Raw genomic sequence first — 23132 nt, forward strand, 5'->3', positions numbered from 1 at the left:
TCCCGTACCGGTGGGGTACGGGACGGGGGGCGGTGCGGTCACTTGGCGGAGGTGCCCGTCGGCGTGGCCGGGGTGGTCCCCTCGGCGGCCGGGTCGGGGGCCTCCTCGAAGGAGACCTTGCCCATGTGCCGGTTCATCGACTTCATCAGCATCCAGACCGCGAGGGCCAGGGCCGCGAAGACGACGAAGCCGAGGACGCCGGGGGTCACCTTGTTCTTGTCCAGCTCTTCGGCGGCGAAGGGGACAAGCTGGGTCAGTGCCAGGTGTGCGCTCATGTCAGGCATTGTCGCGGATGCCCGCGAAGAGATCTTCCTCGGGGAGGGAGGTCGGGACCAGCGCCTTGCTGAGCTCGTACTCCTCCGTCGGCCAGACCTCCTTCTGGATCTCCAGCGGGACCCGGAACCAGCCGCCGTCGGGGTCGATCTGGGTGCGGTGGGCGATCAGGGCCTTGTCGCGGGTCTCGAAGAAGTCGGCGCAGGGCACGAAGGTGGTCAGCGTGCGGGGCTTGCGCTCGAACTCCTTCATGCGGTCGATCCACTCCGCGTAGGGGGACTCCAGGCCGCGGCCGATGAGCGCCTCGTGGAGGGCGGTGGTGCGGGGGAGGTTGAAGCCCTGGTTGTAGTAGAGCTTCAGGGGCTGCCAGACCGGGCCGAACTCGGCCTCCGGGTACTTCTCCGCGTCGGCCGCGCCGTCGAAGGCCACCATCGTGATCTTGTGGGTCATGATGTGGTCGGGGTGCGGGTAGCCGCCGTTCTCGTCGTAGGTCGTGACGACCTGTGGACGGAAGGAGCGGATCTTGCGGACCAGCGCGCCGGCGGCCGTGTCCACGTCCTCCAGGGCGAAGCAGCCCTCCGGCAGCGGGGGCAGCGGGTCACCCTCGGGCAGGCCCGAGTCGACGAAGCCGAGCCACTCCTGGGAGACGCCGAGGATCGCGCGGGCCTCGTCCATCTCCTTGCGGCGGACCTCGTGGATGTTCTCCTCGATGTAGGGGTCGCCCTGAAGCTGGGGGTTCAGGACCGAGCCGCGCTCGCCGCCCGTGCACGTCACCACGATGACGTCCACCCCCTCGGACACGTACTTGGCCATCGTCGCCGCACCCTTGCTCGACTCGTCGTCGGGGTGGGCGTGAACGGCCATCAGTCGCAGCTGCTCAGTCAAGACTCGATCCTCAGTGATTCGACGCGGAGCCAGGTTCTCTATAGTGACGGAATCGGGGGAGCGAAAATTCCGCCACCCCCGGCTTCGAGAGGATCGATCATGAGCGCGGTGCGAGAGCAGCTGCCCGAGGGGCGCTACGGGCGCTCCGCGGACGAGCGGGCCGACCGCAAGCTCAGGATCATCGGCGCCGTGCTCGGCGTCCTCTTCCTCGCGCTGATGGGCTGGTTCGGCTGGTACTACGTCGTCGACAACAAGATCAGCGCCGAGATGATCAAGTTCGACGTGGTGAGCGACACCGAGGTCCAGGTCCACCTGGAGGTCCGCAAGGACGAGGGCGTCGAGGGCGTCTGCACCCTGCGCTCCCGCGCCGAGGACGGGGCCGAGGTGGCCCGCAAGGACGTCCGGATCGACGACCCCGCCACCCGGGTCGACACCGTCGTCTCGCTCCGCACCACCGCCCGTGCGACCAGCGCCGAACTGATCGGGTGTACGGCGCCGTAGCGGTGGGTAGGGACCGGGTGACGAGTCCCGGCGGGTCACCACCGTGACCTGGGGTGACGCCATCTTGATGGTTTATGTCCTCCCGCTTTTCGCCACTCATTGTTAGGCTCGTGCTTTCGCCCACCCGGGACGCCATGCATTCCGCGTAGGGCGATGCTTTGTATTCCCAGTACCTACGAGGAGCACCCGTGACCCAGACCAGCGACAACGTCACCTGGCTCACCCAGGAGGCGTACAACAAGCTCAAGGACGAGCTTGAGTACCTGTCTGGTCCCGCGCGTACCGAGATCACCGTCAAGATCGCCGCGGCACGCGAAGAGGGCGACCTGCGCGAGAACGGCGGGTACCACGCGGCCAAGGAGGAGCAGGGCAAGCAGGAGCTCCGCATCCGCCAGCTCACCCAGCTGCTCCAGCACGCCAAGGTCGGCGAGGCCCCGGCGGACGACGGCATCGTCGAGCCCGGCATGGTCGTGACGATCGCCTTCGACGGCGACGAGGACGACACGATGACCTTCCTGCTCGCCTCCCGCGAGTACGCGAGCGACGACATCGAGACGTACTCGCCGCAGTCGCCGCTCGGCGTCGGCGTCAACGGCAAGAAGGCCGGTGACGACGCGGAGTACGAGCTGCCGAACGGCAAGAAGGCCACGGTGAAGATCCTCAGCGCCAAGCCGTACACCGGCTGATCCGCACTCCTTCCACGAAGGGCCGGCCCCCCATCGGGGCCGGCCCTTCGTGCTGCATGCACATGCAATGATGCGGCCTGACGTCGCGTCACACACGTCACGTCACGTCACACGTCTGCAGGGGGGATGGACGAGGTGCTGGGACCGCTGCGCGAGGGCGCGCCACGACAGATCGGACCGTACGAGGTGCTCGCCCGGCTCGGCGCCGGCGGCATGGGCGAGGTGTTCCTCGGGCGGGCCGCCGAACCGGCCGAGACGCGGGGCGGGGCCGGGCCGGACGCCGAGTCGGGGGGCGGGACCGGGCCGGACGTCGAGTCGGGGGCCGGCGTCGGGTCCGGGTCCGGGTCCGGCGTCGGGTCCGGGGCCCGGGCCGCCGGCGCCGGCCGGCCGGTGACCGGTGTCTTCGTCGCCGTGAAGACCGTCCGGCGCGACGTGGCCGGGGACCCGGCCTTCCGGGACCGCTTCCGGCGCGAGATCAGGATCGCCGGGCTCGTCGACAGCCCGTACGCGGCCGCGCCCGTCGGCGGCGACGCCGACGCGGAAGTGCCCTGGCTGGCCACCGCGTACGTGCCCGGGCCCAGCCTCGCCCAGGCCGTGCGGCGCGGCGGCGTGCTGCCCGCCGCCGCCGTGCGGGCGCTCGGCGCGGACGTCGCCCGGGCCCTGGCCGACCTGCACCGGGCCGAGGTCCTGCACCGGGACCTCAAGCCCGGCAACGTCATGCTCTCCGTCGACGGCCCCCGCCTCATCGACTTCGGCATCGCCCGCAGCAACACCGCCACCACCATGACCGCCACCGGATTGATGGTCGGCACGCCGTCCTTCATGTCCCCGGAGCACGTGGCCGGGGCCCGGCACGTGACCGCCGCGTCCGACGTCTTCTGCCTCGGCTCGCTCCTCTGCTACGCGGCGACCGGCGAGGACCCGTTCGGCGACGGACCACTGGCCGCCGTCCTCCACCGCGTCTCGCAGGCCGAGGCCGACCTGAGCCGGGTGCCGGACGAGCTGCGCGGGACCGTCGCCGCCTGCCTGGCCCTCGACCCGGAGGCCCGGCCGACGCCCGAGCGGCTCGCGGAGCTGCTCGCGCCCGGCGCCCCGGCGAAGGTCTTCCCGTGGCCGGAGGCCGTACGCGACCACATCGGCGAGTACGGGCGGGAGCTCGCCCAGCTGGTGGCCTCGGGCGGGCCCCTCCTGGAGGCGGCCCCCGCGTCCGGGCCGGTCGTCAACCCGGCCTTCCCCGGCCTGCACTCCGTACCCACGCTCGGGCCGGTCGCCCGCCCCGACGCGCCCCTCGGCCCGCCGCGCCGACGCCGGGGGCGGCTCTTGGCCGCCGCGCTGGCCCTGGCCGTCGTGGCCGGCGGCATCGGCACGTACCTCCTGTGGCCGGAGCCGGGGAAGCCGCAGGCCCCCGCCAAGGCCGCCCCGCCCGCCGGACCCCGCGTCCCGGGCGTCGACGACCGGGGCCTCGCCGACGCCTCCGGGGTCGTCCCGCAGAACGCCGCCCAGCGGCCGGCGGGCTGGAAGTCCTGGCACACCAAGCTGACCGCCCCGGCGTTCGGCTGCTCGGCCGGCGACAAGGTGCTGGTGTGCCGGACGACGGACGGGCGGTACGAGGCGCTGGACCCGGCGAGCGGGAAGAAGCTGTGGGACGTCGCGCGGGCGAAGGACACGCCCGGCGAGACGTACATCAGCCCCACCGGATACCCCTTCACGGCCGGGGAGGCCACGCGCCCCACGGTCCACGACGGGACGGTCGTCCTCGTCTCCGGCGCGTCGCTCCAGGCCCGTGACGCGCGCACGGGAGCGGTGCGCTGGAAGAAGCCGGCCATGGGGCCGCAGGGCTTCTGGGTCACACGGCCCGTCGTCGCCGACGGAATGGTCTTCGCGGCCACGGAGGTGACGCGCGACGTGACCTCCACCCGCTCCGCGCTGACGGCGTTCTCCCTGGCAGACGGGCGGGAACTCTGGTCGAAGGAACTCACCAACGAGGTGATCTCCTCCGCCGAGCGCCAGTCGTACGAACCGGTCGCCTACGCCCGGGGCGTCGTCTACGCCCTCAGCCAGGGCGGGCTCGTGGCGTACGACGGGAAGCAGGGCACGCTGCTCGGACAGGTCGACCCGGACGCCAAGGCGTGCCACGAGCTCAAGGTGTCGGGCACGTCGGCGTACTGCGCCGAAGCCGGATACGGCACCGACTCCGGCACGGACCTGCACCTGCTCGACGCCCGTACCCTCGCCACGAAGGCGTCGCTGCCCGGCCCGCTCGGCAAGGCCGCGCCCACGGCGGTCGGCCCGCACGCCGTCGTGGCCTGGGACAAGGGCCTGCGGATCCTCGACCCGCGCACCGGCGAGACGCTCGCCTCCTTCCCGCTCAAGGCGGCCCCGGCCGGCCTGGCCCAGAGCTGGTCCACCCCGCTGCTCGCGGGCGACCGGGTCGTGTACGCCGACTACTCGTCGCTCTACTCCGTGCGGCTCGCCGCCGACGGCAAGCCGGGCGGGATCGAGGTCACGCCGGTGCCCGGAGCGCCGGGACCGCGCGCCGAGGAGGACAACTACGACCCGAACTACGGCGAGTTCATCCACAAGCAGATCAGGCAGCCGGAGGTGCTGCCCGTGGGCGGGATCGCGTACGTCATCTTCGACAAGGGCGTCGTCGCGGCCGTCGAACTCCCCGGCGAGAAGGAGTAGTCCGGTGCTGGAAGCGATGCCCGCCGGGCAGCCCCCGCGTCTCGTCGGCCCCTACCGGCTGCTCGCCCGCATCGGCGCGGGCGGCATGGGCGAAGTGCACCTCGCGTGCCCGGCGGACGCGCCGACGGCCGACCCGTACCGGATGGTCGCGGTGAAGACCGTACGGGAGGAGCTGGAGGTCGACGCGGACTTCCGGACGCGGTTCCGGCGGGAGATCGCGGCGGCGCGGACGGTGGACGGGCCCGGGGTGGCGCGACTCGTGGACGCGGACGCCGACGCGCCCTCGCCGTGGCTGGCGACGGAGTACGTGCCGGGGCCGTCGCTCGCGGAGGCCGTCGTACGGTCCGGGGCGCTGCCCGTGGCCGCCGTGCGGGCCCTCGGGGCCGCGCTCGCCGGGGCGCTGGCCGCGGTGCACGGGGTGGAGGTGCTGCACCGGGACCTCAAGCCGGCGAACGTGCTGCTCGGCGCGGCCGGGCCGAAGCTCATCGACTTCGGCATCGCGCAGGCCTTCGAGGCGACGGCGCTGACGTCGACCGGACTCGTGGTGGGCTCGCCCGGGTTCATGTCGCCGGAGCACCTGGTGGGAAGCCGGGCCGTGGTGCCGGCCTCCGACGTGTTCTGCCTGGGCGCGGTGCTCGCGTTCGCGGCGAGCGGCCGAGGGCCGTTCCACGACGACGAGATGGCCGCGGTGATCTACCGGATCAGCCGGGCCGAGGCCGAACTGGCCGGCGTGCCCGACGAGTTGCGTCCGGTGGTGGAGCGCTGCCTGCGGCTCGACCCGGCCGAGCGGCCGTCGGCGGCGGAGCTGGTCGCGCTCCTCGGCGGCGAGGAGGCGCCCGAGGTCTTCCCCTGGCCCGGTGGGGTGCTGTCGCTGCTCGCCGGGTACGGGGAGGCGGCCCGGAGCGTCGGGGAGGCGGCGGCCTCCGGCGCGGGCGTGGCGGACCTGCCGACGCTCGGCCCGGTGGTCCCGTACTCCCCCACCGCCATGACCGACCGGCCGGTGGTCCCGGCCGCCCCTGTCCGGCGCCGCCCCTGGGGCGCGGTCGTGGCGGGCGCGGTGGCGGTGGCCGTGGTGGCGACGGTGGGCGTGGTGCTCGTGAACCGGGGCGGCGGGGAGGGCGGTACGTCCACCGGCGGGGCCGCCGGGTCACCGCCCGGGACCAGTACCGGACCCGGCACCTCGGCCCCCGTCGCGTTGAGTCGGGTCGTCCTGCCGTACGGCTCCGCTGGCCACACCAACGACTTCGGCAAGGCCGGCACCGACCGCTCCCACCGCCCGGCCGGCTGGGCGCCCTGGACCGCCGAGGTGGATCCGGGGGTCGGCGCCTGCGCCCTCTCGCCGAAGGTGCTGGTGTGCCCCGGCAACGCCGGGGCGGTGACCGGACTCGGCGCGGCGGACGGCAAGCAGATGTGGAAGGTGCCCGCCCAGGAGGGGAGCGACCTCAGCGGACCCAAGTACCCGGCGATCGTCGACGACGCCGTGTACGTGACGGACATGAACGGGGTCGCCGTCTACGGGCTCGCCGACGGCAAGGCGCAGGGCCGGATCCCGGGGCCGGAGGGCGACTGGGGCATCAAGCACACCGATCTCGTCGACGGCGTCCTGTACTCGACGTACTTCGGCATCCGGAAGGAAGGCACCGGGCTCGTCACCGCCGTACGGCTCAAGGACCGCAAGCAGCTGTGGAGCGCGCCGCTCGACGGGGTGCCGGAGGAACTCGTCGTGGGCGCGGGGAAGGTGCTCGTCGCGTTCGGCTCGGACGAGTCGGTGGCGTTCGACGCCGGCACGGGCCGGGACCCGATCCGGGTGAGGGAGGGCTGCGGCACCTTCGCGATGCACGAGAAGAGCGGGAGCGTCCTCTGCGCGGGGCGCGCGGACGGGGCGGTCGCGGTCCTCGACGCCCGCACGCTGAAGCCGCTGCGCACCCTGGGCGGCGGCGGGGGCACGGCCACGGCCGGGCCGGCCGTGCGCGCGGACGGCCTCGTCGCGCTGGTCGACGGCACCGGGGACCTGGTCACGTACGACCTGAGGACCGGGCGGGAGCGGTGGCGGGCGGACGCCGGGGCCTCGACAGACCGGGTGTACTTCGCCGGGGACCGGGTCGTGGCCGTGTCGGAGGACCGGGTGGTGACCTATCCGGCGTCCGGGCCCGCCACCGGCGACGACATCGGCGAGTACCGGCCCAACCCCCCGGACGACGCCCCCACTCCGCAGTCGGGCGGGGACGCGCTGGCCGCCGGAGGGGCGGTCTTCCTCGCCCTCCCCGACGGCCTCGTCCTCTCCGGTTACCTCCCCTGACCCGCTCGGGCGGGGGAGGCCGGGGCTCACACCGTCGCCGAGCGGTACTTCCGCACCGACAGGCCGCGGAAGACCGCGACGATCAGGACCGACCAGATGATCGACGCCCAGACCGCGTGCTGCATCGGCCAGGCGTCGGACTGGACGACGCCGGGGTTGCCGAAGAGTTCGCGGCAGGCCTGGACGGTGGCGCTGAAGGGGTTCCATTCGGCGATCGGGCGGATCCAGGAGGCCATCATGCTGGGGTCGACGAAGGCGTTGGACACGAAGGTGACCGGGAAGAGCCAGATCAGGCCGCCGGAGGTGGCGGCCTCGGGGGTGCGGACCGAGAGGCCGATGAGGGCGCCGATCCACGAGAAGGCGTAGCCGAGGAGGAGGAGCAGGGCGAAGGCGCCGAGGGCCTTGGGGATGCCGTTGTGGATGCGCCAGCCGACCAGGAGGCCGACGATCGCGAGGACCACGACGGTCAGCGCGGTCTGGACGAGGTCGGCGAGGGTGCGGCCGGTGAGGACGGCGCCGCGGGCCATCGGCAGCGAGCGGAAGCGGTCGACGAGGCCCTTGTGCATGTCGTCGGCGATCCCGGCGCCCGCTCCGGCGGTGGCGAAGGTGACGGTCTGGGCGAAGATGCCGGCCATCAGGAACTCGCGGTAGACCGCGGGGTCCGTGTTGCCGCCGACGCTCATCGAGCCGCCGAAGACGTAGCTGAAGAGGACGACGAACATCACGGGCTGGATGAGCCCGAAGATGACCATCTCCGGGATCCGGGTCATCCGGATCAGGTTGCGCTTGGTGACGACCAGCGAGTCGTTGATCGACTGGGCGATGCCTCCGCGCGGCTTCGGGGCCGCGGAGGGGGTGTCGGTCAGGGAGGTCACGAGGCCTTCTCCTTCCGGTCCTTCCGGCTCCTGCCGGCGGCGTCCGCCGCGCCGACCTCCTCCTCTTCGCCGCGCTCGGCCGCGTGGCCGGTGAGGGCGAGGAAGACGTCGTCGAGGGTGGGGCGGCGCAGGCCGATGTCGTCGATCTCGACGCCGATGGCGTCCAGGTCCCGGATGACCTCGGCGAGCAGCTTGGCGCCGCCGGCGACGGGGACGGTGAGCTTGCGGATGTGGTCCTCCACGGACACCTCGCCGTGGCCGGGGCCGGCGATGCCGTAGCGGGCGAGGACCTCCCGGGCGCCGTCGATCATCTCGGGCTGCTGGACGACGACCTCGACGCGCTCGCCGCCTGTCTGGGCCTTGAGCTGGTCGGCGGTGCCGCGGGCGATGGCCTTGCCGTGGTCGATGACGCAGATGTCGTGGGCGAGGTGGTCGGCCTCCTCCAGGTACTGGGTGGTGAGGAGCAGGGTCGTACCGCCCGCGACGAGCTCCTTGATGACGTCCCAGAGGGCCTGCCGGTTGCGGGGGTCGAGTCCGGTGGTCGGTTCGTCCATGAACATGACCGGCGGGGAGACGACGAGGGCCGCTGCGAGGTCGAGGCGGCGGCGCATGCCGCCGGAGTACGTCTTGGCGGGGCGGTCGGCGGCGTCGGCGAGGTCGAACCGGTCCAGGAGTTCGCCGGCCCGCTCCTTCGCCGCCTTCGCCTTCATCTGGTAGAGCCGGCCGACCATCTGGAGGTTCTCGCGGCCGGTGAGGTACTCGTCGACGGCCGCGAACTGGCCGGACAGGCCGATCGAGCGGCGGACCTCGTTGGGGTGCTTGAGGACGTCGATGCCGGCGACGAGGGCCCGGCCGCTGTCGGGCTGGAGCAGCGTCGTCAGGACGCGCACGGCGGTGGTCTTTCCCGCGCCGTTCGGGCCGAGCAGGCCGAGGACGGTGCCCTCGGGCACGTCGAGGTCGACGCCGTCCAGTGCTCGTACGTCTCCGAAGGTCTTCACCAGACCCTCGGCGTAGATCGCGCCTGGCATAGGAATTCTCCCGGGGAGATTCGGGCGTTTCCGTCCGATCCTAGGCGCGCGGGGCGCACCGTGCCCAGTGAATTCGTGACCGGCGTCACACGATCACCGGGGGGTGTGCGGAGGGGAGGGGTACGGGTCAGCCGAGGACCGTGTACCCGGCGTCCCTGAGCGCGTCCTCGACCTCCCGGCAGTGCTCCGGGCCCTTGGTCTCCAGGTGCAGCTCGACCTCCGCCTCGGTCAGGCCGAGGCGGGGATCGGTGCGCACGTGGCCGACGTCCAGGACGTTCGCGTCGACCACGGTCAGGACGGCGAGCAGGGTCGCGAGCGCGCCCGGCCGGTCGGTCACGCGCAGCCGCAGGCTGAGGTAGCGGCCGCCGGCGGCCATGCCGTGCCGCAGGATGCGCTGGAGGAGCAGCGGGTCGACGTTGCCGCCGGACAGGACCGCGACCACCGGCCCCTGGAAGGCCTTCGGGTCGGCGAGCAGGGCGGCCACCGGGCTGGCTCCTGCCGGTTCGACGACCAGTTTCGCCCGCTCCAGGCAGAGCAGCAGGGCGGAGGAGAGGGCGTCCTCGGAGACCGTGCGGACCTCGTCCACGTACTCCTGGACCAGCGCGAACGGCACGTCGCCGGGCCGTCCCACCTTGATCCCGTCCGCCATCGTCACCGGCGACTCGATCACCACCGGATGCCCGGCGGCCAGCGAGGGCGGGTAGGCGGCCGCGCCCTCCGCCTGGACGCCGATCACCTTCACGTCCGGGCGCAGCGACTTCACGGCGAGCCCGACGCCGGCCGCGAGACCGCCGCCGCCGATGCCCACCAGGATCGTCCTGACCTCGGGGCACTGCTCCAGGATCTCCAGGCCGACGGTGCCCTGGCCCGCGATGACGTCGGGGTGGTCGAAGGGGTGGATGAAGACCGCGCCGGTCTCCTGGGCGTACCGCTCCGCCGCCGCGAGCGTCTCGTCGACCACGTGGCCGTGCAGCCGGACGTCGGCGCCGTACTCCCGGGTCGCCGCGACCTTCGGCAGCGGGGCGCCGACCGGCATGAACACCGTCGCGTGCACGCCGAGCAGCTTCGACGCGAGCGCGACGCCCTGCGCGTGGTTGCCCGCCGAGGCGGCGACGACCCCGGCCGCCCGCTCCTCGGGGCGCAGGCCGGCGATCCGCACGTACGCCCCGCGCAGCTTGAAGGAGCCCGTCCGCTGGAGGTTCTCGCACTTGAACTGGACCGGTGCCCCCACCAGGGACGTCAGATGGCGGCTGCCCTCCATGGCGGTCACCCGGGACACCCCGGACAGCATCTTCTGCGCACCGCGCACGTCGTCCAGCATCAGATGGTGCAAGGGGTATCGCGTACGGAAGCTCATGACATCAAGTCTCGCAGCTCACGGCCCTGGTGGCCGCCCGGGCGACAGGTGCGTCAGCGGGTTTGCGCAGCCCCGGTACGGACCCCGTCGGGGCCGCGTACTCTGTCCCCCACACCGACCACCCCCGCAGAGAGAGACCCACAGCCATGCCCACATCTCAGGACATGACGACTGAGTTCGACCCCGGTCTCCTCGACGCCCTCCAGCACCAGGTGGCCGTCTTCGCCCGCCGGGCCGAGCAGACCCGCCTCGGCGGTACGGGACAGCTCCGCAACTCCATGGACCGGGCCGCCTACCTCCTGCTCAACAGGCTGGACCAGGAAGGCCCGATGGGCGTCAAGGCGCTCGCGGCGGGCATGGGGATCGACTCGTCCACGGTCACCCGGCAGGTCGCGCCGCTCGTCGACACCGGCCTCGTCAAGCGCACCTCGCACCCGGAGGACGGGCGCGCGGTCGTGCTCCAGCTGTCGCCGCGCGGCCTCGCCCGCCTGGAGGAGGTCCGCTCCTCGCGCCGCCAGCTGATGGTCGAGGTGACCGAGGGCTGGACGCCGGACGAGCGGGAGTCCTTCTGCACGCTCCTCACCCGCTTCAACACCGCTTTGTCCGCACGGCAGTCGGGGCACGCGGTCCACGGCTCCGCGGGTCAGACGGGGCCCGTGGGCCAGGCTCTTCCGGCGGCGGAGACCGCGGCCGGGTCGGGGGCCGAAAGCGGTACCGAGGGCGGGGCCGGGGCCGAGTAGGCGTCGATGCGGGGCCGGGCGGGGCCCGGGGACCGGACCGAGTGGGTACCGACCCCTTGACCCCGTCCGCCCGCTGTCCTCATATGAGGACGTGGGACAGCAGCCGAGCGGGCGTGATCGCGAACGTGCCTACCGCACCCGGGAGTTCGACGCGTTCGTGGCCGGGGCGGCGGGCCGGCTGCTGCACACCGCGACCCTGCTCACCGCCGAGACCCGCGCCCGCAACCCGTACGCCCAGGGGCTGCTGACCGCCGCGCTCGCGCACACGTACGCGGTGTGGGGCCGGCTGCACGACGAGGACCCGTACGACCTCACCCGCCGCGACCTCGTCGCCCGCTTCGCGCGCACCGCCTGGCGCCACCACGGCGGGCACGGCGGGGTGCTCTCCGTCCTCACCCCGCAGGAACGGCTCGTCGTCGTCCTCCGACTGTACGAGGGCGTGGCCGAGGAGCAGGTCGCGGCCCTGCTCGGCCTCTCCGAGGCGCGCGTCCGGGCCGTCTGCGCCCGCTCCGTCACCACGCTCCGGGCCGCCGCGAAGCGGCCCGCGCCGAGGGCCGCCGCGCGGCCCGGCACCGGGACCACGGGAGCCGCCGCGTGAGCCGCCACGAGGACAAGGAGGCGGCGGTCCGCCGGCTGCTCGACACCCCGCACCCACCGGTGCCCGGCGACCTGTCGCTGCGGGCCGCCGCGCGCGGGGCCCGACTCCGCCGCCGCGCCCTCGGCGTGCGCCGGGCGCTGTGGACGGCGTGCGCGCTCGCCGCGCTGGCGTTCCTGGTGTGGGCGTCGCTGACCCGTCCCTGGGAGGCCCCGCCGGCGCAGACGACACCACCGCTCGAAGGCTGGTGACGGGGGCAGGCCAGTACGGATACCGACGGAAAGCGACGGACGGCGACGGACGGCAACGGGTGCCGACGGACAGCGAAGGGCGGCGTACGGACCGCCGTACGGAAGCGATGCGGACGCCGCCCGGACTGCGGAGGGCCCGGACGTCCTCGCGGGTGTCCGGGCCCTCCGTGGGACGGCCGGCCGTCCGGACGACTAGCCGAGCGCCTGGCGCAGGTCCGCGAGGAGGTCGTCGACGTTCTCGATGCCGACGGACAGGCGGACGAGGTCGGCCGGGACCTCCAGGGCGGAGCCGGCGACGCTCGCGTGCGTCATGCGGCCGGGGTGCTCGATGAGCGACTCGACGCCGCCGAGGGACTCGCCCAGGGTGAAGAGCTGCGCGCGGTTGCAGACCTCGACCGCCGCCTCCTCGCCGCCCTCCACGCGGAAGGAGATCATGCCGCCGAAGGAGCGCATCTGCTTGGCCGCGACCTCGTGGCCCGGGTGCTCCGGGAGGCCCGGGTAGAGGACCTGGGTGACCTTCGGGTGCTGGGTCAGCATCTCGACGATCTTCGCCGCGTTCTCGCTGTGGCGGTCCATGCGCACGGCGAGGGTCTTGATGCCGCGGAGCACGATCCACGAGTCGAAGGGCCCGGCGACCGCGCCCATCGCGTTCTGGTGGTAGGCGAGCTCCTCGCCGAGCGCCTCGTCGGCCGTCACCAGGGCGCCGCCGACGACGTCGGAGTGTCCGCCCATGTACTTGGTGAGCGAGTGCACGACGACGTCCGCGCCGAGCGCCAGCGGCTGCTGGAGGTACGGCGAGGCGAAGGTGTTGTCGACGACGAGCTTCACGCCGGCCTGGCGGGCGACGCCCGCGACGGCCTCGATGTCGGTGATGCCGAGGAGCGGGTTCGACGGGGTCTCGACCCAGATCAGCTTCGTGCGGTCGTTGACGGCGTCCCGCACCGACTCGACGTCGGAGGTGTCCGCCACCGAGAAGTCGACGCCCCAGCGCTGCACGACCTTGGCGAAGAGCCGGAAGGTGCCGCCGTAGGCGTCGTTCGGGATGACGACGTGGTCGCCGGGCGCGAGGAGCGTGCGCAGCAGGCAGTCCTCGGCGGCCAGGCCCGAGGCGAAGGCCAGGCCGCGCCGGCCGCCCTCCAGGGCCGCCAGGTTCTCCTCCAGCGCGGTGCGCGTGGGGTTGGCGCTGCGGCTGTACTCGTATCCGCCGCGCAGCCCGCCCACGCCGTCCTGCTTGTAGGTGGACACCTGGTAGATGGGCGGGACGACCGCGCCGGTCAGCGGGTCGGCGGTGTTGCCCGCATGGATAGCGCGGGTCTCGAAGCTCTGATGGGTGTGCTGGTCGCTCATGAGTCAGGAGCGTAGTCCTGCGCACACCCCTGCGCCTCGATCGTCTCATCGGGTGTCCTGGACAATGGACACATGGAGATTCTCTGGTTCCTGATCGCGCTCGGACTGCTGTTCGGCGTCCTCGGCCCCTACGTGCTGCGCCGCCGCGGCGGCGGCGGGATCAAGGTGGTCGCGCCGGGGGCACCGGACGCGGCGGACCCGGCGGCGTACGGGTTCATCCGGCAGGAGGACCAGGACGTCCGGCTCCCGGGCGCGGACGACGACCTGCTCGACGTGCTCCACGTCGTCCAGGCCACCCAGGACTGGCGGGCGGCGGCGCAGCTGCTCGCCGGCACCGACAAGGAGGGCGAGGTGCGCTGGCAGCGCGTCCAGGCCTTCGCGGGCGCCGCCTCCCTCGAACTCCAGGAGAGGCCGGGTGTCGGCGGCGCGTGGCTGCGGGCGTGGCGGGCCGACGCGCCCAAGGACCCGGGCGGCGCGGCCGTGCACGCCGAGTTCCTGGTGCAGCAGGCCTGGCGCTCCTCGTCGGCCGGGACCGACGACTTCCGGATCATCCTCGAAGAGGCGCGGAAGGTGTGCGGCGAGGCCGCGCTGCTCGCGCCCGGCGACCCCGTGCCGTACATCGTGGAGCTGGCCGTGGCCCGCGGACTCGGTTACAGCCACGAGCAGTTCGACCAGGTGTGGGCGAAGGTCATCGACCGGGCGCCGGAGCACATGGGCGCCCACCTGGCGGCGCTGCACTACTGGTGCGAGAAGTGGCACGGCTCCCGCGAGGAGGCCGACCACTTCGCGACGACGGCCGCCGCCCGTGCCCCGCGCGGCTCGCTGCTCGCCGCGCTGCCGCTCTTCGCCGTGCACGAGCACGTGCCCGAGGTCGTCCTCGTCCAGGACTTCTTCCGTACGGCGGTCGTGTCCAAGGCGCTCGACGGCGCGCTGTACGCGGTCCACTCGGCCCGCCACGACGACCCGATGCTCGCGCACGTCCGCCACCTGCTCGTCTGGTTCCTGGTGCGGGCCGAGCGCTGGGCCGAGGCCATGCACCAGCTGGTCCGGGTCGACGGTCACGTGGGCGCGGTGCCGTGGACGCTGAGCGCGGACCCGGCGGAGATGTACACGCTCTTCCGGAACCTGGCGGTCGCCGGTTACGAGGCGAACGGCGGGAGCCCGGCAACGCTGCCGCGGTAGACCCTGCGTGGGGTGGGCTGGGGTGGAGTGGGCTGGGGGCTCGGGTGAGGGTGGGGGCGTGGACGGTGGTCGTCGCGGTAGGACATACTCCGCCCCCACCGTTCATATGATCATCACGCTGTTCCCGTGGGGGGAATCTGCCCGATGGGCGCAACTCCGCGCGCGCTGCGCGCCCTCGTCCTGATCGCCGGCTTCCATCTGCTCGGCCTCGCCCTGCTCGCCGCGCTCGGCGCCGTGGACTGGGCGGCCTACCGGTGGGCGCCGGCCGGCTGGGCGCTCAAGATCTACGTCGTCAGCGCCCTGCTCGCGGTGCCCGTCGTCCGCGGCATGCTCGTACTGCGGACGCCCCGCGACGAAGGGGTCGCCGGCGTCCCCGTCACCGACGCCGACGAGCCCCGGCTCTGGGCGGCCGTACGGGAACTCGCCGAGCGGGTCGGCACCCGCGCGCCCGACGAGATCTGGCTCACCGCCGACGTGAACGCGGCCGTCACCGAGGAGGCCCGCCTCCTCGGACTCCTCGGCGGCACCCGCCGCCTCTACCTCGGCCTCCCCCTCGTCGCCGGCCTCACCGAGGCCCAGCTGCGCGCCGTGCTCGCCCACGAACTCGGGCACTACGGGAACTCCGACACCCGGCTCTCCGGGATCACCGAACGCTGCCGCGTCCATGTCGCCCGCACCGTCGACCGCTTCGAGGAGAAGTCCGGCGCCACCGTCGCCAAGGAGCGCGCCCGGCAGGAGAGGAAGTCCGCCAAGCGGGTCGCCCGGGGCAAGTCCGCCCGCGAGGTCGACACCACCGGCGTCGGCTTCACCTACCGCGCGATGGCCCGGATCTACACCGCCTACGGCCGCTTCTGCATGCGCGCCACCCAGAGCGGCTCCCGCCGCCAGGAGCTCGCCGCCGACCTCGCCGCCGCCCGCATCGCCGGCCGCGACGCCACCGCCTCCGCGCTGCGCGCGCTCCCGGCCCTCGACTCCGCGCACGAGTTCTACCTCGGCGCCTACGCCACGCTCGGCGTCGAGTTCGGCATGCTGCCGCCGCGCGGGGAGGTCTTCGGCGGGGTGCGCCGGCTCCTCGACGCCCGCGCCGACGAACTCGCCGGGACGTGGGCGGCCCTGCCCACCGAACCCGCCTCCCCGTACGACTCCCACCCTCCCGCCGCCGAACGCGTCGCCCTCCTCGAAGCCCTGCCCGACGACGGGCGCGGCGCCGAGGAGACCCGCCCCGCGTTCGACCTCTTCACCTCCCCCGAGGCGGTGCTCGTCGACGTCGAGGAGGCCACCCTGGCCCCGGAGGCCCTGCTGATGCGCCGCCTCGACTGGCCCGACCTCGTCCACGAGTCGATGACCGCGCGGTACGTCCTGGACACGGAACCGGTACGCGCCGCGCTGCGGCCGACGGGCGAACCCTCCTGTGAACCCGCCTCCCTCCTCGACGACTTCCTCGACGCCGTCGACGCGGGCACGGCCTGGGACGTGGTCGCCCGGCTGCCGATGTCCGCGGAGGCCGACGCCGCGACCGGCCGCGCGGCCCGCGAGTTCGCCCGCTCCTCGCTGCGGCGCGAACTCGCCCGCCTCACGACGACCGTCCTCGCCACGGACGGCCGCGCCCGCTGGCAGCTCTCCTGGTCGGAACCCGCCTCCCTCCACATCCCCGACGGCTACGCCGACGCCCTCCCCGCCGCCCTGGACGCGGCGATCACCGACCAGCCGGACACCGCACCACTGCGCACGCTGCTCAAGGGCTGACCACCGGGCGCAGCTCGCCGACCCGGCCCGGCCCGGCCCCGTTTCCGCATGGCCCCGCCGCCCCTAAGCCCTCTCCCCCTCCCCCTTCCTCTCCCTCACCCTCTCCCCGAACGAGACCTCGTGATCATCCTTCTCTGGGTCGTCCTGACCCCTCTCGCCCTCGGCCTGCTCGCCCTCGGCCTCCTCTTCACGACGGCCGTCGTACGCGGCTTCGCGAAGGGTGCGCGCGCGGACCCCGACGCCGCCGGGACGGCAGCTCGCGCCACGGCGCTCGGACTCCTCGGCGCCGAGCGGCAGCACACCGAGCTGGCCGCCCCGCTGCCGCCGGCGGTCGCGGTGGCGGTCGCGGCCGCGCCGGCGGGCGAGTGGGAGCCGGCCGCCGAGCTGCTCGACGCGGCCGCGGCGGCCCGCGACTGGGAGCGCCGCAGCTTCCTCTGCGAGCAGTTCGCGGACCTGGCCGCGGAGGACGACGGATGGCTGCGGGCGTGGGAGGAGGCGCGGCCGGGAGATCCCGGCGCGGCGCTGGTGCGGGCGCGCGGGACGGTGTTCCTGGCGTGGAAGGTACGGGGCTCGGGGCGGGCGGCGGACACCACGCAGGAGCAGTTCGAGGGCTTCCGCCGCGTACTGGCCCGGTCCCGCGAGGAGCATGTGCGGGCCGTGGCACTGGCCCCGGTCGACGACCCGTCCCCGTACGTGGGCGAGATCTGGACGGCGATCGGCCTCGGACTGCCGCACGACGAGGTGCGGCGGGTCTGGCGGGAGATCGCCGACCGGGCCCCGCAGCACTACGAGGCCGCGTTCTCGGCGCTCCAGTACTGGTGCGCCAAGTGGTGCGGTTCCGCCGAGTCGGCGCGGGCCTTCGCCGTACGGGCAGCGGCCGGGGCACCGCCCGGGAGTCTGATGACGGCCTTCCCGCTGATCGCCCACTTCGAGCACGACGAGTCGGACTCGACCGACGTGGACCGCACCCCGGAGATGTTCGCCGCCGTGGACGCCGCCCTCGCCGACGTGGCCGCCGCCGACCCCGCCCATCCGCGCCTGCCGGAGGTCCGGCACCTCCTCGCTTACTACCTGTACCTGCAGGATCGGTGGGACGAGGCGCTGGTGCAGTTCCGGCTCGTCGACGGGTACGTGGGCGCGCTGCCCTGGCGGTACAAGGGCGACCCCGCGGCGGAGTTCTGCCGGATGCGCGACGAGTCCGCGCGGTACGCGGGGGCCGGCTAGGGGGGCGCGGCGGGCGGCGCGGCGCGTGGAGGTCGAGCGGGGCGGCGCGGCGCGTGGAGGTCGAGCCGGGTGGGGCGGGGCGGGTGGGCGGGGCGGAGCAGGCCGCCCGGGCCGGGGCGGGCCGGGCCCCCGGGGAATCCCTTCCCGGTCGTAGGCGTTGTGTCCACTGCCGACCGTCGAGGAGAGATGCAGCATGTTCCTGTCCCGCACCCCCGTCCTCCCCACCCCCGAGCAGGCCCTGCGCGGCCGTCCCGAGCCGGAGTTCTCCGTCCCGGAGCGCCACACCGTCCTCGGCAACGCGCTCCTCGGCCCCTACCCGGAGGGCCTGGAGGTCGCCGACTTCGCCCTGGGCTGCTTCTGGGGCGCCGAGCGCAAGTTCTGGCAGACCGAGGGCGTCTGGACGACCCTCGTCGGCTACCAGGGCGGGCACACGCCCAACCCGGTGTACGAGGAGGTCTGCTCCGGCCTCACCGGGCACACCGAGGTCGTCCGCGTCGTCTTCGACCCCGCGAAGGTCTCGTACGAGTCCCTCCTCAAGCTGTTCTGGGAGTCCCACGACCCCACCCAGGGCTTCCGCCAGGGCAACGACGTGGGCACCCAGTACCGCTCCGCGATCTACACCCACTCCCCCGCCCAGGCCGAGCAGGCCGCCGCCTCCCGCGACGCCTACCAGCGCGTCCTCACCGGCTCCGGCTACGGCGAGATCACCACCCACGTCCTCCCGGCCGACGACACCCGCCCCTTCTACCCCGCCGAGGCCTACCACCAGCAGTACCTGGACAAGAACCCGGCCGGCTACTGCGGCATCGGCGGCACGGGCGTCTCGTGCCCGATCGGCGTGGCGAAGGCCGACGGCTGAGCGCTTCCCGTCAGGACCGGCCGCCGCCGCAGGTCGCCGTCGAGCACCAGCGGCGGCGGCCGGTGGTGTCGTGGAAGAGCCACCCGCAGTCGTCGCTGGGGCATGCCCTGAGGGTGAGGCGGCGGGGGTCGGCGAGGAGGTCGGCGGCGGCACGGGCGGTGGCCAGGAGGGGGAGGGCCAGGCCCGTGGAGGCCGGCAGGCGCCAGTGGGCGAGGCCGTCGTCGCCGAGCTCCAGGACCGCCGCGCGGGCGGCCGCCTCGGCCGTGCGGGCGACCGTGCGGAAGGCACGGGGGTCCGCCGGGTCGGTGAGGCAGCGGTAGAGGGCGGTGCGGAAGGCCTTGGCCTCCGCGAGCGCCTCGGCGGCTTCGGCGGGCCGGGCGCGGGCGGTGTCGAGGAGCCGGTCGACGAGCGGGTCGGCGGCGAGGTCCTGGTGGCCGGCCCAGACGGCGAGGGTGCGGTAGGTGCGGAGCCAGTCGGAGCCGGGGACGGCCGGGGCGCGGTGCCAGCCCGCGTAGGTGTTGCAGAACTCCAGGGCCGGATGCCCGCTGGTGGACCAGGGCAGCCACTCGTCGCGGACGCGGACCGCGTAGAGCGGGGCCGGCGGGCGGTCGAGCCGGGCGTCGGCGGTCAGGATGCGCTCGTGGAGCGTGGTGAGGGCGGGGCCGGGCTCGATGCCGAGTTCGTCGACGAGGTGGTCGCGGGTGGCGCGGTGGAGGTCCAGCGCCTCGGTCTGCCGCCCGGCCCGGTAGAGGGCGGTCATGTGGGCGGCCACCAGCCTTTCCCTGCCGGGGTGTTCGCCGGCGAGCGGGGCGAGGTCGGCGAGGACGCGCTCGTGGAGGCCCATGGACAGCTGGGTCTCGGCGCGCTGTTCGAGGGCGGTCAGGCGCAGTTCGGCGAGCCGGCCGCCGAGCCGGTCCCGCTGGTGCGCGTCGAGGGTGTCGGCGAGGAGGGGTCCGCTCCAGAGCGCGAGGGCCCTGTCGTGGCACCGGACCTGCTCGCCGGGGTCGCCCGCCACGGCGGCCCGGCCGACGAGGTCCAGGAACTCCCGGACGTCCACGGTGTGCGCGGAGCAGTCGATCGCGTAGCCGTCGTGCCGCGTCTCCACGGTCACGCCGTACGGCTTGAGCGCGGCCCTCAGCCGCCCGACGTACGTGTGCAGGGTGGCGCGTGCGGCGGCGGGCGGGCTGCCGTTCCACAGGAGGTCGGCGAGCCGGTCGGTGGGGACGGGGCTTCCCGCGTCCAGGAGGAGCATCCCGAGCAGACAGCGCTCCTGCCGGCGGCCGCCGAGCCGCACGCGCTGCCCTTCGTGGCGTGCCTCGAAGGGTCCGAGCAGGATGAATTCCATGGTGCCGGTCACCCTAAGGGGTGCCCCGGAGGCGTGGTCAGGATGTGGTCAGGACGTACGGGGAGGCTGGCGCCCGTTCACGTTCTCCCTCACCGAGGAGTTGTCTTGAAGCGACGTATTCTCGTGTCCCTGACGGCCGTCGGCGCCGTGCTGGCGCTGTCCGCTCCGGCCGGAGCCGCCGATGTCCGTGCCGGTGCCGCTGCCGCTGCCGCTGCCGACGGAGGCTGGGAGCCCGCGCCCTCCCCGTCCTGGTCCTACCCGGCCGGTGCGCGCTGCGACTTCGCCGTCCAGGGTTCGCCCGTGGTCGACGAGGTCGTGCGGCGCACCCTCGCCGCCTACGAGGACGGCACGAAGGTCTTCGAGTACAAGGGCGATCTGGTGGTGCGCGTCGTCAACTCCGCGACCGGTGCCTCCTACGACGCGGACGCGGGCGGACGCGCGGTCGTGGTGGTCCGCCCCGACCGCTCCCAGTCCTGGTACGTCGTCGGACCCGTCCTCGCGGGCTTCGGCGAGGCCGGCGGGAACGTGCCGCGCGGCCTCTACACGGTCGACGGCGCCTACAGCCTGGACGTCTCCCCGACCGGCTACAAGACGCTGACCCTCGCCCACGGAACGATCGACTCCCTCTGCGCGAAGGTGTCCTGACCGGGCGCACGGCCCCTCACTCGTCGGCCGGGACGCTCAGGGCGCGCAGCGCCGCCGCGGTGGCGGCCGCCTCGTACCCCTCGGGCACGCCGTCGACCAGCAGGACGTCGCCGGGCATGTGGCGGGTGCGCAGCGGTATGAGCGCCTGGTAGGCCTCGGAGGCGTACCAGGCGCTCGCCTCTTCGTACGTCGGGAAGCCGATGATCACGAGGGCGCCCGGCCAGCTGCCCTCGCGGACCTCGCGGGTGCGCGCGCCGTGGACGAGGAAGTGGCCGCCGAAGGGGTCGAGGGTGGCCTGGATGCGCTCCATGTAGGTGAAGACCTCCTCGTCGAGGACGGGCTTCGGGTGCAGGTTTCCGATGGCGTATGCGGTCATGACGCAAGAGTGCCGGGGCATGCCGTGCGGGGTCGATTACCCCGGACGTCATGCCCCGGCTGTCGTGGCCCGGTGTGACCGGTGTGACCGGTGTGACCGGTGTGACCGGTGTGACCGGTGTCAGATCGTCGAGGCGTCGATGACGAAGCGGTAGCGGACGTCGCTCGCGATGACGCGTTCGTAGGCCTCGTTGATCTTGTCCGCGGCGATGACCTCGATCTCGGCGCCCAGACCGTGGGTGGCGCAGAAGTCGAGCATCTCCTGGGTCTCGGCGATGCCGCCGATCATCGAGCCGGCGAGGGTCTTGCGGCCGCCGATGAGGGAGAAGAGGTTGAGGGCGACGGGCTCCTCGGGGGCGCCGACGTTGACGAGGGCGCCGTCCGTCTTGACCAGGCCGAGGTAGGCGCCGAAGTCGAGGGGGGCGGAGACGGTGGAGATGACGAGGTCGAAGGTGCCGGCGAGGGCGGCGAAGGTCTCCGGGTCGCCGGTCGCGTGGTAGTGGTCGGCGCCCAGCTTCAGGGCTTCCTCCCGCTTCTTGAGCGACCGGCTGAGGACGGTGACCTCGGCGCCGAGCGCGTGGGCGATCTTGACGCCCATGTGGCCGAGGCCGCCGAGGCCGACGATGGCGACCTTCTTGCCGGGGCCGGCCTGCCAGTGGGCGAGCGGCGAGTAGAGGGTGATGCCGGCGCAGAGCAGCGGGGCGGCCTCGTCGAGGCCGATGCCGTCGGGGATGCGGAGGGTGTAGTTCTCGTCGACGACGATGTGGGTGGAGTAGCCGCCGTAGGTCGGCTCGCCGTTCTCGTCGCGCCCGTTGTAGGTGGCGGTGCCGCCCCGGGAGCAGTACTGCTCCAGGCCGCGCAGGCAGTGGTCGCACTCCCGGCAGGAGTCGACGAAGCAGCCGACGCCGACCCGGTCGCCGACCCGGAACTTCGTGACGCCGGGGCCGACCTCGGCGACGACGCCGGCGATCTCGTGGCCGGGGACCATCGGGTAGATGCCCTTGCCCCAGCCGTCGCGCGCCTGGTGGATGTCGGAGTGGCAGATGCCGGTGTACTCGATGGCGATGAGGACGTCGTGCCGGCCGACGGGCCGGCGGGGCACCGTGGTGCGCTCCAGCGGGGCGTGGGCGGCGGGGGCGGCGTAGGCGGGGACGGTGGTCACGTGCGTGGTCATGCCGTCGAGCCTGCCTGACGCGGCGGGCCGTACCCAGCCACCTGTCCTGCCTACGTCCGCCGTGCCTACCACTGGTGGGGTCAGGAACGTACGTCCGCCGGACGCCCGGGTCGCCGATAATCGGGTCGTATGGACCTCAGTGCCGAACTCGGCGAATTCCTGCGCTCCCGGCGGGCCCGGCTGAAACCCCAGGACGTGGCGCTGCCCGACTCCGGGCGGCACCGCCGGGTGCCGGGGCTGCGCCGTGAGGAGCTGGCGCAGCTGGCCGGGGTGTCGGTGGCGTACTACACCCGGCTCGAACAGGGCAACGGCCGCAACGTGTCCCTGGAGGTCCTCGACGCGATCGCGCGGGCCCTGCGGCTGAGCGGGGCCGAGCGGGACCACCTCACCCGCCTGGCCAAGCCCGCGCCGGGGCGCAGGCGGCCATCCCGGCCGCAGCGTCTGCGGCCGGGCGTGCAGCAGCTGATGGACGCGATGACGGGGGTGCCCGCGTACGTCGTGGGGCGGCGGACGGACGTCCTCGGGTCGAACCGCATGGCCGCCGCGCTGTTCGGCGACGTGACCGCGCTGCCGCCGGAGGAGCGCAACATCGCCCGGCTGCTGTTCCTGGGCGACAACTGCCGGGACCTGTTCGTCGACTGGGAGCAGAAGGCGTGCGAGGTCGTGAGCCATCTGCGGGTGGACGCGGGCCGTCATCCGGACGATCCGCTGCTGTCGGCGCTGGTCGGCGAGTTGTCGGTGAAGAGCGAGCCGTTCCGGAACCTGTGGGCGGCACACCACGTGAAGGACAAGGGCCACGGTGCCAAGCGGCTGCACCATCCGCTGGTGGGCGAGCTGACGCTGTGGTGCGAGACGCTCGTGGTGGCCGACGACCAGGAGCAGTACCTGGTCACCTTCCACGCGGAGCCGGGGTCGCCCTCGGAGGAGTCGCTGCGGCTGCTGGCCGCCTGGGGCGCGGACGAGCGGGCGGACGCACGCTGACGGAAGTGCGGGAACGGGAACGACCGGAGCCCTCCCGGGAGCGGGAGCGGGAGCGGGAAACGACCGGAGCCCCCCCGGG

22 protein-coding genes are annotated in these 23132 nt (G+C 73.6%); 13 read left to right on the forward strand and 9 right to left on the reverse strand.

Features of this window, described 5'->3' with window-relative positions; genetic code table 11:
• Nucleotides 1-38: 38 nt before the first annotated feature.
• Both ACFCY7_RS09845 and mca read right to left on the reverse strand, forming a co-directional pair.
• Nucleotides 39-284: a hypothetical protein gene (locus tag ACFCY7_RS09845; protein ID WP_376482987.1), complete on the reverse strand. Its 246-nt coding sequence runs from the start codon at nt 282-284 to the stop codon at nt 39-41.
• Nucleotides 277-1158 (reverse strand): mycothiol conjugate amidase Mca, encoded by an 882-nt coding sequence (gene mca, locus ACFCY7_RS09850; RefSeq protein WP_376482988.1) that lies wholly within the window; start codon nt 1156-1158, stop codon nt 277-279. Before mca ends, ACFCY7_RS09845 begins: the two co-directional genes overlap by 8 nt.
• A gap of 99 nt (nt 1159-1257) precedes the next feature.
• On the opposite strand from mca, the gene ACFCY7_RS09855 reads away from it, so the two are divergent.
• The 4 genes from ACFCY7_RS09855 (at nt 1258) to ACFCY7_RS09870 (ending at nt 7329) form a co-directional block, all read left to right on the forward strand.
• Complete coding sequence (locus ACFCY7_RS09855) at nt 1258-1659, forward strand: DUF4307 domain-containing protein (protein WP_376482990.1); 402 nt, start codon at nt 1258-1260, stop codon at nt 1657-1659.
• A 188-nt stretch (nt 1660-1847) separates the two neighbouring features.
• A complete protein-coding gene (greA, locus tag ACFCY7_RS09860; RefSeq protein ID WP_376482992.1) occupies nt 1848-2345 on the forward strand; it encodes a transcription elongation factor GreA in 498 nt (165 codons plus the stop codon).
• A gap of 126 nt (nt 2346-2471) precedes the next feature.
• A complete protein-coding gene (locus tag ACFCY7_RS09865; RefSeq protein WP_376482993.1) occupies nt 2472-5030 on the forward strand; it encodes a PQQ-binding-like beta-propeller repeat protein in 2559 nt (852 codons plus the stop codon).
• Nucleotides 5031-5034: 4 nt separating this feature from the next.
• Nucleotides 5035-7329, forward strand: a complete 2295-nt coding sequence (locus ACFCY7_RS09870; RefSeq protein WP_376482995.1) for a protein kinase — start codon at nt 5035-5037, stop codon at nt 7327-7329.
• Nucleotides 7330-7355: 26 nt separating this feature from the next.
• Here the strand turns inward: ACFCY7_RS09870 and ACFCY7_RS09875 are convergent, their stop codons facing one another.
• The 3 genes from ACFCY7_RS09875 to ilvA all read right to left on the reverse strand — a co-directional run bounded on the left by ACFCY7_RS09875 (nt 7356) and on the right by ilvA (nt 10589).
• Entirely contained in the window at nt 7356-8204 is an 849-nt protein-coding gene (locus tag ACFCY7_RS09875) for an ABC transporter permease (RefSeq protein ID WP_376482998.1), read from the reverse strand.
• Entirely contained in the window at nt 8201-9232 is a 1032-nt protein-coding gene (locus ACFCY7_RS09880) for an ATP-binding cassette domain-containing protein (RefSeq protein ID WP_376483000.1), read from the reverse strand. The genes ACFCY7_RS09875 and ACFCY7_RS09880 overlap by 4 nt, the downstream gene beginning before the upstream one ends.
• A gap of 127 nt (nt 9233-9359) precedes the next feature.
• Nucleotides 9360-10589, reverse strand: coding sequence for a threonine ammonia-lyase (gene ilvA / locus ACFCY7_RS09885; protein ID WP_376483002.1), 1230 nt, complete (start codon nt 10587-10589; stop codon nt 9360-9362).
• A gap of 146 nt (nt 10590-10735) precedes the next feature.
• Between ilvA and ACFCY7_RS09890 the strand changes: the two genes are divergently transcribed.
• The 3 genes from ACFCY7_RS09890 (at nt 10736) to ACFCY7_RS09900 (ending at nt 12175) form a co-directional block, all read left to right on the forward strand.
• Complete coding sequence (locus ACFCY7_RS09890; RefSeq protein ID WP_376483004.1) at nt 10736-11329, forward strand: MarR family winged helix-turn-helix transcriptional regulator; 594 nt, start codon at nt 10736-10738, stop codon at nt 11327-11329.
• Nucleotides 11330-11420: 91 nt separating this feature from the next.
• Nucleotides 11421-11927, forward strand: coding sequence for a sigma factor-like helix-turn-helix DNA-binding protein (locus ACFCY7_RS09895; RefSeq protein ID WP_376483006.1), 507 nt, complete (start codon nt 11421-11423; stop codon nt 11925-11927).
• Nucleotides 11924-12175: a hypothetical protein gene (locus ACFCY7_RS09900; protein WP_376483007.1), complete on the forward strand. Its 252-nt coding sequence runs from the start codon at nt 11924-11926 to the stop codon at nt 12173-12175. The genes ACFCY7_RS09895 and ACFCY7_RS09900 overlap by 4 nt, the downstream gene beginning before the upstream one ends.
• 192 nt (nt 12176-12367) lie before the next feature.
• Here ACFCY7_RS09900 and ACFCY7_RS09905 read toward each other — a convergent pair whose 3' ends face one another.
• Complete coding sequence (locus ACFCY7_RS09905) at nt 12368-13522, reverse strand: cystathionine gamma-synthase (protein WP_376483009.1); 1155 nt, start codon at nt 13520-13522, stop codon at nt 12368-12370.
• A 72-nt stretch (nt 13523-13594) separates the two neighbouring features.
• On the opposite strand from ACFCY7_RS09905, the gene ACFCY7_RS09910 reads away from it, so the two are divergent.
• The 4 genes from ACFCY7_RS09910 to msrA all read left to right on the forward strand — a co-directional run bounded on the left by ACFCY7_RS09910 (nt 13595) and on the right by msrA (nt 18533).
• Nucleotides 13595-14704, forward strand: coding sequence for a hypothetical protein (locus ACFCY7_RS09910; protein ID WP_376483011.1), 1110 nt, complete (start codon nt 13595-13597; stop codon nt 14702-14704).
• A 144-nt stretch (nt 14705-14848) separates the two neighbouring features.
• Nucleotides 14849-16450 carry a M48 family metallopeptidase gene (locus ACFCY7_RS09915; RefSeq protein ID WP_376483013.1) on the forward strand — a complete coding sequence of 534 codons (1602 nt, stop codon included), beginning with the start codon at nt 14849-14851 and terminating at the stop codon, nt 16448-16450.
• Nucleotides 16451-16570: 120 nt separating this feature from the next.
• Entirely contained in the window at nt 16571-17674 is a 1104-nt protein-coding gene (locus tag ACFCY7_RS09920; RefSeq protein WP_376483015.1) for a hypothetical protein, read from the forward strand.
• Nucleotides 17675-17867: 193 nt separating this feature from the next.
• Nucleotides 17868-18533: a peptide-methionine (S)-S-oxide reductase MsrA gene (gene msrA, locus ACFCY7_RS09925; protein ID WP_376483017.1), complete on the forward strand. Its 666-nt coding sequence runs from the start codon at nt 17868-17870 to the stop codon at nt 18531-18533.
• Nucleotides 18534-18543: 10 nt separating this feature from the next.
• Here msrA and ACFCY7_RS09930 read toward each other — a convergent pair whose 3' ends face one another.
• Entirely contained in the window at nt 18544-19878 is a 1335-nt protein-coding gene (locus tag ACFCY7_RS09930; RefSeq protein ID WP_376483019.1) for a BTAD domain-containing putative transcriptional regulator, read from the reverse strand.
• A 105-nt stretch (nt 19879-19983) separates the two neighbouring features.
• Between ACFCY7_RS09930 and ACFCY7_RS09935 the strand changes: the two genes are divergently transcribed.
• Entirely contained in the window at nt 19984-20523 is a 540-nt protein-coding gene (locus tag ACFCY7_RS09935) for a hypothetical protein (protein ID WP_376483021.1), read from the forward strand.
• A 16-nt stretch (nt 20524-20539) separates the two neighbouring features.
• Here ACFCY7_RS09935 and ACFCY7_RS09940 read toward each other — a convergent pair whose 3' ends face one another.
• Together ACFCY7_RS09940 and ACFCY7_RS09945 are read right to left on the reverse strand one after the other, a co-directional pair.
• Nucleotides 20540-20899: a DUF1330 domain-containing protein gene (locus ACFCY7_RS09940; RefSeq protein WP_376483022.1), complete on the reverse strand. Its 360-nt coding sequence runs from the start codon at nt 20897-20899 to the stop codon at nt 20540-20542.
• A gap of 120 nt (nt 20900-21019) precedes the next feature.
• Complete coding sequence (locus tag ACFCY7_RS09945; RefSeq protein WP_376483024.1) at nt 21020-22072, reverse strand: NAD(P)-dependent alcohol dehydrogenase; 1053 nt, start codon at nt 22070-22072, stop codon at nt 21020-21022.
• Between the two features lie 129 nt (nt 22073-22201).
• On the opposite strand from ACFCY7_RS09945, the gene ACFCY7_RS09950 reads away from it, so the two are divergent.
• Nucleotides 22202-23053 (forward strand): helix-turn-helix transcriptional regulator, encoded by an 852-nt coding sequence (locus ACFCY7_RS09950; RefSeq protein WP_376483026.1) that lies wholly within the window; start codon nt 22202-22204, stop codon nt 23051-23053.
• Nucleotides 23054-23132 lie beyond the last annotated feature (79 nt).

Origin of the sequence: Streptomyces sp. NPDC056361, from assembly GCF_042262805.1 — a bacterium.
In the GTDB taxonomy this organism is placed as follows: Bacteria; Actinomycetota; Actinomycetes; order Streptomycetales; family Streptomycetaceae; genus Streptomyces.

Excerpts from the sequence above, each read along its gene's own strand:
- ACFCY7_RS09845 (WP_376482987.1), bottom strand. The coding sequence starts at position 284 with ATGCCTGACATGAGCGCACACCTGGCACTGACCCAGCTTGTCCCCTTC.
- ACFCY7_RS09855 (WP_376482990.1), top strand. The coding sequence starts at position 1,258 with ATGAGCGCGGTGCGAGAGCAGCTGCCCGAGGGGCGCTACGGGCGCTCC.
- ACFCY7_RS09865 (WP_376482993.1), top strand. The coding sequence starts at position 2,472 with ATGGACGAGGTGCTGGGACCGCTGCGCGAGGGCGCGCCACGACAGATC.
- ACFCY7_RS09880 (WP_376483000.1), bottom strand. The coding sequence starts at position 9,232 with ATGCCAGGCGCGATCTACGCCGAGGGTCTGGTGAAGACCTTCGGAGAC.
- ilvA (WP_376483002.1), bottom strand. The coding sequence starts at position 10,589 with ATGAGCTTCCGTACGCGATACCCCTTGCACCATCTGATGCTGGACGAC.
- ACFCY7_RS09890 (WP_376483004.1), top strand. The coding sequence starts at position 10,736 with ATGCCCACATCTCAGGACATGACGACTGAGTTCGACCCCGGTCTCCTC.
- ACFCY7_RS09905 (WP_376483009.1), bottom strand. The coding sequence starts at position 13,522 with ATGAGCGACCAGCACACCCATCAGAGCTTCGAGACCCGCGCTATCCAT.
- ACFCY7_RS09910 (WP_376483011.1), top strand. The coding sequence starts at position 13,595 with ATGGAGATTCTCTGGTTCCTGATCGCGCTCGGACTGCTGTTCGGCGTC.
- ACFCY7_RS09915 (WP_376483013.1), top strand. The coding sequence starts at position 14,849 with ATGGGCGCAACTCCGCGCGCGCTGCGCGCCCTCGTCCTGATCGCCGGC.
- msrA (WP_376483017.1), top strand. The coding sequence starts at position 17,868 with ATGTTCCTGTCCCGCACCCCCGTCCTCCCCACCCCCGAGCAGGCCCTG.
- ACFCY7_RS09930 (WP_376483019.1), bottom strand. The coding sequence starts at position 19,878 with ATGGAATTCATCCTGCTCGGACCCTTCGAGGCACGCCACGAAGGGCAG.
- ACFCY7_RS09940 (WP_376483022.1), bottom strand. The coding sequence starts at position 20,899 with ATGACCGCATACGCCATCGGAAACCTGCACCCGAAGCCCGTCCTCGAC.
- ACFCY7_RS09945 (WP_376483024.1), bottom strand. The coding sequence starts at position 22,072 with ATGACCACGCACGTGACCACCGTCCCCGCCTACGCCGCCCCCGCCGCC.
- ACFCY7_RS09950 (WP_376483026.1), top strand. The coding sequence starts at position 22,202 with ATGGACCTCAGTGCCGAACTCGGCGAATTCCTGCGCTCCCGGCGGGCC.